Raw genomic sequence first — 12116 nt, 5'->3', positions numbered from 1 at the left:
AGATTGGTTTCGCTCAGGGAACATCCCCGGCTAACGAATTTACTCGGTATCCCCCCAAATCGACACTCATCGGATCTGACGAGAGCCGTATCTAACCACGTTTTGAGTCTGATCTTACCGCAGCTTCTCGTTATTGAGGTGCCGGGTGGCATCGCGGGTATTTTTCTTTTCCAGGTTCTTGGCGAACGCTTCGGTCAGGTCAATACCGGTTTGATTGGCCAGGCAGATCAGCACCCACAGTACGTCGGCCATTTCGTCGCCAAGGTCGCGGTTTTTATCCGATTCTTTCTCTGACTGTTCACCGTATCGACGGGCAATAATCCGGGCTAGTTCGCCAACCTCTTCGGTTAGCATAGCCATGTTTGTCAGTTCGCCGAAGTAGCGAACGCCAACCGTTTTGATCCAGTCATCAACAGTATCCTGTGCGTTGCGAAGCGTCATAACAAAGGAGTTTACAGTTTACTGTCTTCTGTTGCGCTGCTACATCGAGCACCTGCTAAAGAGCAACGCAACAAAAGACAGTAAACAGAAAACTGTAAACTTTTTTTTATTTTTCCGGTGTAAAAAACAAGGTGCTGAAGTGTTGCTCGTTGAGCATTTCAACGGCTACATCCTGAAGCTGATGGGCAGTAATAGCCTGAATATCCTTAAAAATATCGGTTAGCGGTTCCACGCGGTCAATATCGAGCAGGCTTTTGGCCATCATCAGCATAAAGCTATTGTTACCTTCTTCCGACATGGCCAACTGTCCCATCAGTTGCTCTTTCGTGTTGTGCAATTGGGTCGTTGTCAGCACGTTTTCGCGCAGGTTTTTAAACTCGCGGTAGGTCAGCGCCAGGCTCCGGTCAATCTGTTTGGGGTCGGTGCCGAAATAAATGCCGAGGTAGCCCGTATCCAGATACGGCGTGTAACCGGCGTCAATCGAATACACCAGACCGTAGCGCTCGCGGAGGTTCATGTTCAGCCGCGAGTTCATACCGGGGCCACCCAACAGGTTCACGAGCATAAAGAACGGTAACCGCTTCGGGTCGTTCAGGCTGTAGGCGGGTCGGCCAATAGCTACCTGCGCTTGCGTAATGGGTCGGGGCATGCGCTCGTGCGTAGGCAGGTAGTGAACAGGTGCCTGCCGTTTCCGTTCCGTATGTTTCTCAGGTACGTCGCGCAGGTATTTTTCGGCCATCTTCACTACTTTCTCAAACGGCCTGTTACTGACCGATGAAAACACGATCCGGCTGGTATCCATATTCTCGTGAATAAACGTTTCCAGCGATTCTTTCGTAAATGAGCGTACCGTATCAGCCGTTCCTAAAATATTATAGCCAAGCGAGTGATTTGGAAACACTAGTTGATCGAAGTCATCCTGAATGGCATCTTCCGGCGAGTCATAATACATCGACATTTCTTCCAGGATGACGCCCCGCTCCCGCTCGATCTGCTTTTCGGGAAAGGTCGAGTGGAAGGCAATATCGGCTAAGAGTTCAATGGCCTTTTCGGCATGAACCCCCAATACCGAAGCATGAAAGCAAACCTTTTCTTTTGTGGTATATGCGTTGAGTTCACCGCCAACGTTTTCTAGACGGTTGATGATATGATGGGCTTGTCGGCGAGTGGTACCTTTAAAAGCCATATGTTCCCAGAAGTGAGCGAGGCCCTGCTGATGTGGCAGTTCGTCGCGGCTCCCGATGTCGAGCATCAGGCCAACATGGGCAATCTGTGTATGAGGAACCTGCTTGTGGGCAATGCGAATGCCGTTGGGCAGGGTATGCAGGCGATAGTCTTCCAAAAGGCAAATTCAGCGAAAAAAACACAACTTTGTGCCGTTAATTAACCCCATCCATGCCAGCCCGGTTCCTAATCATTCAGACTGCTTTTATTGGTGACGTCATTCTGGCGACAGCCCTGCTTGAAGATATTCATCGAGCCTGGCCAACTGCAGAGATCGACCTCCTCGTTCGCCAGGGAAACGAAACGTTGTTCACGAACCATCCCTTTATCAATCAGGTACTTATCTGGGAAAAGAAACAGGGTAAATATCGGAGTTTATGGCAGTTGCTGGGTCAGATCAGAGCAACCCCATACCGGGCCGTCATTAATCTTCAGCGGTTTGGAGCGACTGGCCTCTTAACCATATTTTCAGGGGCCGAGCGTACCATTGGCTTCGATAAAAACCCGTTCTCATCGTGGTTTACCTACCGTATTCCGCACCAGATTGGGCAGCACAGGCATGAAGTAGAGCGAAACAACAACCTTTTGGGGCCTCTGGGCATCGCTGGTTTTAGCCAGAATCGACCCAAATTATACCCCTCGCCAGCTGATTATTCAGCGGTATCGCCCTGGCAAAGCGGCCCTTATGTTTGCATAGCGCCAACGTCGGTCTGGTTTACCAAACAGTTTCCTGCGAAGGGTTGGGTAAAGGTTATTCAGCAGTTGCCCGCCCACTGGACGGTCTATCTGCTCGGTGCACCGGGCGATACGGGCGCCTGCGAACACATCCGGATTGAGACGGACTCGAATCGGGTGGTGAATCTGGCCGGGAAACTATCGCTGCTGCAATCGGCGGCCTTGATGCAGGGAGCGCAGATGAACTACGTCAACGACTCGGCCCCGATGCACCTTTGCTCGGCCATGAATGCTCCTACTACAGCCGTTTTTTGCTCAACGGTTCCGGGGTTTGGCTTTGGTCCGCTGGCCGATAAGTCGCGCGTGGCCGAAATCCGCGAGTTGATCGAGTGCCGACCCTGCAACCTGCACGGCCGCAAAGCCTGCCCACTGGGCCATTTCCGCTGCGCTACCGAAATAGACATCAAGGATATAGTGGGTGAGACCGAAGGGCAGTAGGTACGTTGCTGAGAGCCTACTGTTATCTGAAGCCGGGCGGCGCTCCACTTCGGTTCTACTTGCAATCAATAAAAAATCCCCGCCGGAACCACATTCCGGCGGGGATTTCAGGTATGTTCCAGAAGCAATTACTTCTGGAACGAGTTGAAGATGTAGTCCCACATGGGTGATGATACGCCGTAGTTGCTATCAGGGTTCTTGTAGTGATGTACGCTATGATTGATCCACAACTGCTTGAAGAAGTTCTTCGGCGGCGCGTAGGCGTGTACGATAAAGTGCACCGACAGGTAGCCTGTATAGCCGACCATAAAGCCTGGGAAAAAGGCGTAGGCCGCTTCGCCCATGATCAGGAAAAACAGGGTAAAGAAGGCCCCTGCCACAAAGATGGCCAGCGCAGGCGGCATAGCCAGCCGGGTTTTGTCTTTCGGGTATTCGTGGTGAACGCCGTGGAACGTGTACTGAATCTTGGCACGCTGCGGCGTAGTTGGTGCCAGATGGTACAGGTAGCGATGCAGAACGTATTCAAAAATTGTGAAAACGAATAAACCAGTGGCAAACAGACCGGCAATTTGGCCGTTGCTCATGTCTGTATACGTAAATGCGTACCAGCCCAGAAACGCAGACAGCGTCAGCCACATAATGATGGGCACTGAGATGTGCGTCCGTGACAAATACTCCAGAATGGGATTGTCGAACAGTTTCTTCGTACCGTTATTTTTTGGACGGCTATGAATGGCTTTGTATTCCTCGAGTTGCATAATGTGAGTCCTTGTAGTACAGCAAAAATAACCGATTTTGGTTTTTCAATGTTCCAAACGGTCAACCAAATTGACTAAATAGCCGGTGTTTTGGCCACTTCCACCGAATCGTTTAATCGTTCCTTCGGAACGTCCAATGGTGCTTTGGGCAATTTAGGTTTTATAATTAACCGTAGTGACTGATTATATGTTAAGTAATTCCACATCCAGTTAATGAAAATCAGCAACCGGTTCTTCACACCCAGGATAGCCATTAAGTGAACAAACAACCAGGTTAGCCACGCAAAAAATCCGTTGAATTTAATAAACGACAGATCGACTACGGCCAAACCACGGCCAATCGTTGCCATCGACCCCAGATCCTTATACGTAAATGGAACGGGTTGTCCGCCCCGGGTCAGCAACGTCAGATTCTTTGACAAGAGCTGACCCTGCTGAATAGCTGGCTGAGCCACCTGCGGATGCCCATCCGGCCATTTATCGCCTTCAGCCATCAGCGCCAGATCGCCCACTGCAAATATATCGGTGAATCCCTGTACCTGATTAAACCGATTGACGATCAGTCGTCCGGCGCGACCAACGGTTTCGGCGGGTAGTCCAGCGGGGGTATTGGCCCGTACACCGGCTGCCCAGATCAGGTTGTTGGTCCGTATGGTTGTGCCGTCGTTCATCGACACGGTTCGGCCATCAAAGTCCTTCACACGGGTTTTCAGGCGCACATGCACACCAAGTTCCTGTAAGTATTCGAGTGAATGTTTCTGGGCCTCAACAGACATGGGTCCCAGCAATTCACCACCCGATTCGATCAGGTGAATATCCATACCCTTGAAATCGAGCTCGGGATAATCGCGGGGTAATACGGTTTTGCGCAGTTCGGCGAGGGTGCCGCAAAGTTCAACGCCGGTTGGTCCGCCGCCTACCACCACCACGTCCATCAGCCCGGTCAGTTCATCGTCGGTTTCTACGCTGAGGGCTTCTTCGAAGTTCTGAAGCAGGCGGTTACGCAGGGCAATGGCCTCCTGCACCGATTTCATGGGCAGGGCGCGGTCGATGAATGCCTGCTGACCGAAAAAGTTGGTATCGGCGCCCATAGCCAGCACCAGGTAATCGTAGGTAATGGGGCCGATGTCGGTATCGATGGCTTTATCGGCCGGGCGGACTCCATTCATGCCCGTTACCCGGATGTGCACGTTGGGGTTATCGCCCAGCGCGGCCCGTAACGGAAACAGAATGGAGTTGGCCTCCAAACCGGCCGTGGCTACCTGGTAATAGAGCGGCTGAAATTCGTGGTAATTGTATTTATTGACCAGCACCACTTGAAATTCACTGCGGCGGGCCAGGTGTCGGGCCAGCGTAAGCCCGCCGAACCCCGCCCCAACAATCACCACGCGTTTCCGATCCGAGATAGGTATGTTTGGATTCATAGGTCAGTTCAGTTATCAATTAATAATGAAGAATTATTAATTGATTGTAGTACCCGCTCGTAATGGGCCTCGTACATGGGGAGAATCTTCGATATCTCAAATTGTTTGGCGCGGTCGAGGGCATTGGCTTTGAATTGAGGCAAGTGGTCGTCGCCGAGCACGTAGAGGGCATTTTTCACCATGTCAGGTACGTCGCCCAGGTTACTCAGGAAACCCGTCACGCCCTGCACGTTCAGTTCGGGCAGCCCACCCACGTTTGTCGAAATAACGGGCACCTCGCAGGCCATTGCTTCCAAAGCAGCGAGTCCGAAGCTTTCATTTTCAGACGGCATCAGAAACAGGTCAGCCACGGATAACACTTCCTCAACGGCGTCGAGCTTACCCAGGAAACGGACATCGTCCATGATGCCCAGCTCACGGCAAAGCTGCTGAATCCGGGCACGTTCGGGGCCGTCGCCAACCAGCAACAGCTTCACCGGCATGGTTTGTCGAACGTGGAAAAACGTCATCACGGCATCATCGATCCGTTTCACCCGCCGGAAGTTCGACGTGTGCACGATCAGTTTTTCGCCGTTGGGGCAAATCGCCATTTTGAAATGGTCTTTCTGCTGCCGCTGAAACCGCGAGAGGTCGATGAAATTGGGGATTACCTCGATCTCGCGTTTGATATCGAAATGCTGGAATGTTTCCTGCCGCAGGTTTTCCGACACCGCCGTTACCCCGTCTGACTCATTGATGCTGAACGTGACCACCGGTTCGTAGGAAGCGTCTTTCCCCACCAGCGTAACGTCGGTTCCGTGCAAGGTTGTCACAACCGGCGTGTTCCGTCCACGGGTCTTCAGCACCATTTTGGCCATATAGGCCGCCGAAGCGTGCGGTATGGCGTAGTGAACATGGAGCAGGTCAACGTTTTCGTTCAGCACGACATTCACCATGGCACTCGTCAGGGCTGACTCATAGGGAGCGTATTGAAACAGTGGGTACGTTGGAATGTTGACCTCGTGGTAGAAGACATTCTCGTTGAAGAAATCGAGGCGGGGTGGCTGCTGGTACGTGATGAAATGCACCTGATGACCATTCTTGGCAAGTGCCTTGCCCAACTCAGTAGCTACTACGCCACTTCCCCCGAAAGTGGGGTAACAGACTATACCAATTTTCATGCGCCAGGCCGTGTTGTGAAGCGGCTCATTCCACAACACAGAAAACTGCCTAAAAGGTTGTGCTGAAAATCATGTGTTTGTTAAGTGGCACCTAACAATGACTGCGTGCATCAGGTTTAGCTATACTACCAATCACTCTATAAACGTTGTAGGGAATGCGTATGAAACAAGTAGTAGTAATGGGTCTGCTCAGCGCATGGGCCCTCTCGTTTACCAGTTGCCAGCGGGCATCCCAACCCGCAACTGCGGTCAGCAGCCGCCCCAAAGTAGCCGCATTACCCGAATCAGAGATGTGGCGCAGTAAGCGTCAGAACGGTATCGATTTTGTAGCGGCGGGCATCACCCCAGCCGAATGGTCGATGGATATAGATTTTTCCAAGCAGATCATTTTCAAGCCATTGAGCGGATCAACACTCGTTGCCAGCATGCCGAAGCCAAAACCCATTGGCACAAACAGCAGCGGCGTTTTGCTCGACGTAGGGCCCCGATCAGTACGTAACGAGGCCGGTGTTCTGGTGGCCTCTACCAGTAAAAAATCATACGCCAGCAGGCTCGGCGGCGTAAAGGTCTATATTGAACCCGTTGTGGCGCGGGATAATCTGACGGGACGTACCTACGCCTACACGGTACGCGTAGAAACAGGCGGGCGCAGGTACGTTGGTTATGGCGCATTTATTAAAGGCAGCGACCGCCTGAATGGCACCTGGACCCTTGAGACCCTGCACGGCCAGCGCGTTCGGGCGGGTCAGTTCCCCAACCATGAGCTTCCGCAGATCACGATCAACCTGACCGATAATTCGCTTGAAGGCACAACGGGCTGCAATAAACTCAAAGGCGATGTTCAGGCCGACGGCGACCATGTTCAGTTCGTGATCCGCAATACAACGTCGAAAAAGTGTAATAATCCGCTCGAAGACGATTACCTGACAGCCCTGAATCAGGCCAGCCTCTTCCGGATTGGTAAAGATCGGCTCACCCTACTGGCCAACGGACAGTATGTAATGACCTTCCGCACGGAAACATCCGAAAAAGTGACACCCAACAAATCGAGGTAACATGAATAGCTATTGCATTTCCTGACTATACCTCTATAAAATTCCGTTAAAAGCCACATCTGTTTGCTATAGATGTGGCTTTTTAGCGTTATCCCGATTAAACTAGCTGGCTGTTTAGCCGTCAATCCGCTAAATCGACACGAATTTACCCCCAACATGAACTTACTCCATCCAACGCTTATTCCGCTGGCCTTCCTGGTACCCGGTTTACCGGCTACGGCCGCTGCCGACGCCAACGGGCTCTTTCTTTCCCACCTCGACAACGTGCTGGGTACGTCGTTCGACATTAAACTGACCGCAGGTTCGTACAAAGCAGCCCGGCAGGCAGAGTCGGCAGCCCTGACCGAAATAAACCGGCTCAACGCCATACTCGGCAGTTATGAGGCTACTAGCGAGTTTAACCGCTTTCTGGCTTCGGCTGGCGAGGCCGTTCCCGTATCAGCCGACCTCATGGCTGTTCTGAACGGATTCGACCACTGGCAGAAACAGACCGGCGGCGTGATCAACGCGGCAGCCGAAGCCATTAATCAGCTCTGGAAACGCGCCGAACGTACCCAGGTACGTCCCTCGGCCAATGAACGGGCCAACGCCGTTTCGGCCGTGCAACAGCCACATTGGGTGCTCGACCAGGACGCGCAGACTGCCACACGCCTGAGCCAGACGCCGTTGCGGTTACACACCTTTGCCAAGAGCTATATTCTCGACCGCGCCGCCGACAAGGCCCTGGCCGTTGATGGTGTTGAGGCCGTGGTGTTAAACATCGGCGGCGATCTGGTCGTACGTGGCAACCGCACCGAATCGGTCGCCGTAGCGAACCCCCGCGCCGATGCTGAAAACGACGCGCCCCTGGCCCGCCTGCGCATCAACGACCGGGCAGTGGCCACCAGCGGCGATTATCGGCGTGGCGTACGCGTAGGCGATAGCTGGTACTCGCACATCGTAGACCCACGCACAGCCGAACCGGCCCGCGAGGTTATCAGCGCCACGGTTATTCACCCCGATGCCGCCACGGCGGGTGCCCTGGCAACGGCGTTCAACGTGCTGTCGCCGACGGCCAGCGCGCAACTGGCCGGCCACCATCCCGGTACCGATTACCTGCTCGTTACGCATGACGGTCAACACCTGACCAGCCCCGGCTGGAACGACCTGCTTCAGCCCGTAGCCGAAAGCACGGCCGTATCAACAGCAGAACCAGCAACGGCCCGCTTACTATCGGTGGCTTCGGTGAAAGATAAACTCTGGGACCCCAAACAGGAGTTACTTATTTCGCTGGAAGTGAGCCAGATAGAAGGGCGGTCACGTCGGCCGTTCGTGGCGGTCTGGGTGGAGGATGACAACCATGTACCCGTTCGGCAGATCGCACTCTGGTATAACAAACCTAAATGGCTCCGCGACCTACGGGCCTGGTATAGCCTGGAACGCCCCGCCGATTTCGACATGTCGACGATTGCCAGCGCCACGCGTTCGCCCGGCAGCTACAGCCTGAAATGGGATGGTAAAAATGACAAAGGCGAATACGTGAAGCAAGGTAAATACACTGTCTGCATCGAGGCCGCCCGCGAACACGGTACCTACCAGCTAATTCGCGAGGAAATGAATTTTAACGGGAAAACCAAACAACAAACCCTAGCTGGCAATGTCGAAATCGCGTCCGCAGCCCTGGATTACCGCAAAGTCGGCAGCGACAAGTGAGGGATCCCCATCGTCGGGGTCAACTTCGAAGAAAGGGTCGCCGTCGTGGCAACGGCAGCTAGCCGCCACTTCGCGCTGGCTGCACATTTACCTGTCGATGGCGAGTTTCGTGATCGTGCTGTTTTTCGCCGTCACCGGCCTGACGTTAAACCATGCCGACTGGTTCGACGACCAATCGACTGAGCAGGAACTGACCGGCAAACTTACCCCCGCCTGGGTGAACCCGACCGACACCGCCGCCATAAACAAGCTGGCGGTGGTTGAGTTTCTCCGCACTACGCACGGCATAAAGGGGGCGCTGAGCGAATTCAGAATCGATGATCGGGAATGCTCGGTCTCGTTCCGGGGGCCGGGCTACACCGCCGACGCTTTTGTTGACCGGGAAGATGGCACTTACAAACTCACCGAAGCGCGGCTGGGTCTGGTGGCCATCATCAACGACCTGCACAAAGGCCGCGATACGGGCAAAGGCTGGTCGTGGGTGATAGACGGGTCGGCCATTTTCATGACCCTGATCTCGGCTACAGGGCTCATCATCCTGCTTTTTCTGCGCAAACGCCGGGTCATCGGCCTCATCCTGGCCGTGCTGGGTACGTTGCTCTGCTACGGGGCGTATATGCTGATTGGGCGGTGATTTAGTGACGCTATTGATCCAATTGCCTTAGGCACTACCACATTCGGTCAGCATCTAATCCGATTGAATCTGTAACGATTTAGCAACGCATCAAACCTGACTTCACACGTGTTGCACTTCTCTGGCAGCAGATCAATTGTTAAAAGACCTTAACCGCATACAACCAACCTGCTTCTGTTTGTGTCATGGTGGCAAACAGAAGCCGATGATCCACCTCGTTGTACTTTATTTCACGTTAAACTTAGTTAGCTTATCTCAAGCATTTGCTGTTGGAAAACGACCTGTATCCATAGAGGAAAACTATCTAGTTTATCACCGTACTATCGCTGCTGCTCAGAAATTGATTACTCGCCAGGAGTATCGAGGAGCCCTCGATCTGTATAAGCAGACATTCAACTCGTTCAGTTTTGTCTTCCTGAACGATTACAAAGTAGCAACCCAACTGGCTGTGCAGATTGGCAACCATAAAGAAGCCTTCGGCTATCTGAAAAAAGCGATGGCAGCCGGGTGGACTATACAGGAGATTAAGAAAGCTAAGTTCCTCAGAACGCTTCAACATGATCCCGAATGGGCGATTGTTGAAAAGCAGCGCGATTCGCTTTATATAGTTTTCCAACAGAAAGAGAATAGTGAGTTACGAAGCTCAGTTAAAAAAATGTTCAATAAGGATCAGCGAAAAGCATTTGCAGCGCTGTTCGCATTGAGCGATAAAAGGCGGCAACGCTATGCTGAAGAGAGATTTGCCCCTCACAGCGAGAAGCAACTGGCTGACTTAAAAAACATTATCAACACCTATGGCTATCCCGGGGAAAAGCTGATTCACAATAGCTACTGGGCTTCCGTTATCGTAAGCCACCACAATTCGATCAGCACAAATTATAACCTGACAGACACCTTGTATCTAGCTATCAGACCTACGTTATTAAAAGCACTCAAGCTCGGGGAAATATCGCCTCATGAATTTGCCAGAATCGACGATTGGTATGTAGCGATAAACAGTAACCACCGGGAAAAGCAGTTCGGTCATTTAAGCAGTTCATTGACACACAAAGAACTGGAGAAAGCCGACCAGCTACGAGAAGAAATTGGTATGAGCAGCGTAGAAACAATGAATAGTTTGATTGATCTTCAGGCTCAAACGGGGATGAATTTTTACTTACCGTCAGATTTAAGGCAGAAAATAAGTATCACGGATTAGCCAATTTTTCAGACATAATAAAAAGTAAGCTTACTCTTAATTAGATCATCAGGCGAGATCGATTTATCAACATAAGTAGGCCAGCCTTTGCATAGCTTATTCGTATGAAACGCAAATACGTAAAGCGGTTTTAGGCTACCGAACTTAGTTACCTGATTTTATCAAGGGTTTCCCTTCGCGGTTAATTCGATAATTTTATCGTTGCCGAAATTGTTGGTAGCGACGTACACGTTGCCAGTCGGGGAGATACACAGATCACGGAGACGGCCGTATTGATTTACCAGAAATTCGTTGACACCAATCACTTTAGTACCAGTTTCGTCTAGCTGTAGCTGAAGCAAGCGGCTCGCTTTCAGAGAGGTTGCCAGCAGCGAGTTTTTCCAACGGGGAAATAGCGGTTTGTTGTAGTAATCGAGGGCGCACAGGCCGATGGTGGGCGTCCAGGAACGGAGGGGCTCAATGCCCTGGTGGGTAGCACACCAGTCTTTTTCGCCGCGCTGATTCTCGTCGCAATAGCCCGCTACGTTGGGCCAGCCGTAGTTGCCGCCTTTCCGGATCAGGTTCACCTCATCGTCGGTGTTGGGGCCATGTTCGGCCGTATACATCTTATCATCAACCAACACCAGCCCCTGCTGATTACGGTGGCCCAGACTCCAGACCGGGCTGTTCGGGAATGGATTATCGGCCGGGATAGTCCCGTCGAGATTGAGCCGGAGCAGTTTACCGTTCAGTGAATCGAGCTTCTGAGCTACGTTCTGCCGGTTGCCGTCGCCAGTAGTGACGAACAGTTTCAGGTCAGGCGAGATCAGCAGGCGACTTCCATTATGGTCCTGATTACCCGTAATGCCCGACACCAAGATCGTGGGCTGGCTCAATTGCTGCTGGCGATACGAATACCGCACCACTTTCTCCAGAAACCGGCTCCCTTCCTGATACGTGTAGACCACAAATACGTAGGGCTGTCGGGCAAAGTCGGGGTGCAAAACCATACCCATCAAGCCGCCGTAGTCAGTTACCTTCACGTCGGGTACCTGCCCAATCTGGATGGTCTGTCCCGATGCCGGATTGAGTCGACTGATTTTGCCCGACTTTTCGGTCATCCAGATATAATCGTCGGGTCCCCAGAGAATTTCCCAGGGCATCGTTAAGCCGTCTTTAACAACACGCACCTGTAGCGAATCAGCCGCCTGAGCGACCCGACCGGTTCCGGGTCGGCTGCTGCTGATCAGCGTAAGCAGGGAGAGGGTGGCGCAACAGATAGTAATGTAGTTTTTCATAACACAGTGGTCTTAAGGCGACAAAGCCAAAGCAACCCCTGTTTACCCCGTCTAACAGGTTGATGATCCGGCGTTTCCAT

General features: G+C 52.4%; 11 protein-coding genes. 5 read left to right on the top strand and 6 right to left on the bottom strand.

All coding sequences use genetic code 11. The features are described 5' to 3' along the window. Positions 1-114: 114 nt before the first annotated feature. Together J2I46_RS12440 and J2I46_RS12435 are read right to left on the bottom strand one after the other, a co-directional pair. Positions 115-441: a nucleotide pyrophosphohydrolase gene (locus tag J2I46_RS12440; RefSeq protein ID WP_207329362.1), complete on the bottom strand. Its 327-nt coding sequence runs from the start codon at positions 439-441 to the stop codon at positions 115-117. A gap of 106 nt (positions 442-547) precedes the next feature. Beyond that, the gene (locus J2I46_RS12435) at positions 548-1783 is read right to left on the bottom strand and encodes a M16 family metallopeptidase (protein WP_207329361.1); all 1236 of its coding nucleotides are present in this window, start codon (positions 1781-1783) and stop codon (positions 548-550) included. 53 nt (positions 1784-1836) lie between these two features. On the opposite strand from J2I46_RS12435, the gene J2I46_RS12430 reads away from it, so the two are divergent. Then, positions 1837-2838, top strand: coding sequence for a glycosyltransferase family 9 protein (locus J2I46_RS12430; RefSeq protein ID WP_207329360.1), 1002 nt, complete (start codon positions 1837-1839; stop codon positions 2836-2838). Between the two features lie 128 nt (positions 2839-2966). Here the strand turns inward: J2I46_RS12430 and J2I46_RS12425 are convergent, their stop codons facing one another. The 3 genes from J2I46_RS12425 to bshA all read right to left on the bottom strand — a co-directional run bounded on the left by J2I46_RS12425 (position 2967) and on the right by bshA (position 6180). Beyond that, positions 2967-3596 carry a sterol desaturase family protein gene (locus J2I46_RS12425; RefSeq protein WP_207329359.1) on the bottom strand — a complete coding sequence of 210 codons (630 nt, stop codon included), beginning with the start codon at positions 3594-3596 and terminating at the stop codon, positions 2967-2969. 74 nt (positions 3597-3670) lie between these two features. Then, on the bottom strand, positions 3671-5020 hold the full coding sequence (locus tag J2I46_RS12420; protein WP_207329358.1) for an NAD(P)/FAD-dependent oxidoreductase: 1350 nt from the start codon (positions 5018-5020) through the stop codon (positions 3671-3673). Between the two features lie 8 nt (positions 5021-5028). Beyond that, a complete protein-coding gene (gene bshA / locus J2I46_RS12415; RefSeq protein ID WP_207329357.1) occupies positions 5029-6180 on the bottom strand; it encodes an N-acetyl-alpha-D-glucosaminyl L-malate synthase BshA in 1152 nt (383 codons plus the stop codon). Positions 6181-6341: 161 nt separating this feature from the next. On the opposite strand from bshA, the gene J2I46_RS12410 reads away from it, so the two are divergent. The 4 genes from J2I46_RS12410 to J2I46_RS12395 all read left to right on the top strand — a co-directional run bounded on the left by J2I46_RS12410 (position 6342) and on the right by J2I46_RS12395 (position 10759). Continuing rightward, a complete protein-coding gene (locus J2I46_RS12410) occupies positions 6342-7235 on the top strand; it encodes an META domain-containing protein (RefSeq protein WP_207329356.1) in 894 nt (297 codons plus the stop codon). A gap of 156 nt (positions 7236-7391) precedes the next feature. Then, positions 7392-8927 (top strand): DUF2271 domain-containing protein, encoded by a 1536-nt coding sequence (locus J2I46_RS12405; protein WP_207329355.1) that lies wholly within the window; start codon positions 7392-7394, stop codon positions 8925-8927. Beyond that, positions 8872-9561: a PepSY-associated TM helix domain-containing protein gene (locus tag J2I46_RS12400; RefSeq protein WP_207329354.1), complete on the top strand. Its 690-nt coding sequence runs from the start codon at positions 8872-8874 to the stop codon at positions 9559-9561. The genes J2I46_RS12405 and J2I46_RS12400 overlap by 56 nt, the downstream gene beginning before the upstream one ends. A 205-nt stretch (positions 9562-9766) precedes the next feature. Beyond that, positions 9767-10759: a hypothetical protein gene (locus J2I46_RS12395; RefSeq protein WP_207329353.1), complete on the top strand. Its 993-nt coding sequence runs from the start codon at positions 9767-9769 to the stop codon at positions 10757-10759. Between the two features lie 161 nt (positions 10760-10920). Here J2I46_RS12395 and J2I46_RS12390 read toward each other — a convergent pair whose 3' ends face one another. Next, positions 10921-12036 carry a PQQ-dependent sugar dehydrogenase gene (locus J2I46_RS12390; protein ID WP_207329352.1) on the bottom strand — a complete coding sequence of 372 codons (1116 nt, stop codon included), beginning with the start codon at positions 12034-12036 and terminating at the stop codon, positions 10921-10923. Between the last annotated feature and the right edge of the window lie 80 nt (positions 12037-12116).

The organism is Fibrella forsythiae, assembly GCF_017353175.1.
In the GTDB taxonomy this organism is placed as follows: Bacteria; Bacteroidota; Bacteroidia; order Cytophagales; family Spirosomataceae; genus Fibrella; species Fibrella forsythiae.
This window is presented reverse-complemented; position numbering and strand designations above follow the sequence as displayed.

What these genes read in the sequence shown, in the direction of transcription:
- J2I46_RS12440 (WP_207329362.1), bottom strand. Translation starts at nt 441, where the DNA reads ATGACGCTTCGCAACGCACAGGATACTGTTGATGACTGGATCAAAACG.
- J2I46_RS12430 (WP_207329360.1), top strand. Translation starts at nt 1,837, where the DNA reads ATGCCAGCCCGGTTCCTAATCATTCAGACTGCTTTTATTGGTGACGTC.
- J2I46_RS12425 (WP_207329359.1), bottom strand. Translation starts at nt 3,596, where the DNA reads ATGCAACTCGAGGAATACAAAGCCATTCATAGCCGTCCAAAAAATAAC.
- J2I46_RS12420 (WP_207329358.1), bottom strand. Translation starts at nt 5,020, where the DNA reads ATGAATCCAAACATACCTATCTCGGATCGGAAACGCGTGGTGATTGTT.
- bshA (WP_207329357.1), bottom strand. Translation starts at nt 6,180, where the DNA reads ATGAAAATTGGTATAGTCTGTTACCCCACTTTCGGGGGAAGTGGCGTA.
- J2I46_RS12410 (WP_207329356.1), top strand. Translation starts at nt 6,342, where the DNA reads ATGAAACAAGTAGTAGTAATGGGTCTGCTCAGCGCATGGGCCCTCTCG.
- J2I46_RS12405 (WP_207329355.1), top strand. Translation starts at nt 7,392, where the DNA reads ATGAACTTACTCCATCCAACGCTTATTCCGCTGGCCTTCCTGGTACCC.
- J2I46_RS12400 (WP_207329354.1), top strand. Translation starts at nt 8,872, where the DNA reads ATGTCGAAATCGCGTCCGCAGCCCTGGATTACCGCAAAGTCGGCAGCG.
- J2I46_RS12395 (WP_207329353.1), top strand. Translation starts at nt 9,767, where the DNA reads ATGATCCACCTCGTTGTACTTTATTTCACGTTAAACTTAGTTAGCTTA.
- J2I46_RS12390 (WP_207329352.1), bottom strand. Translation starts at nt 12,036, where the DNA reads ATGAAAAACTACATTACTATCTGTTGCGCCACCCTCTCCCTGCTTACG.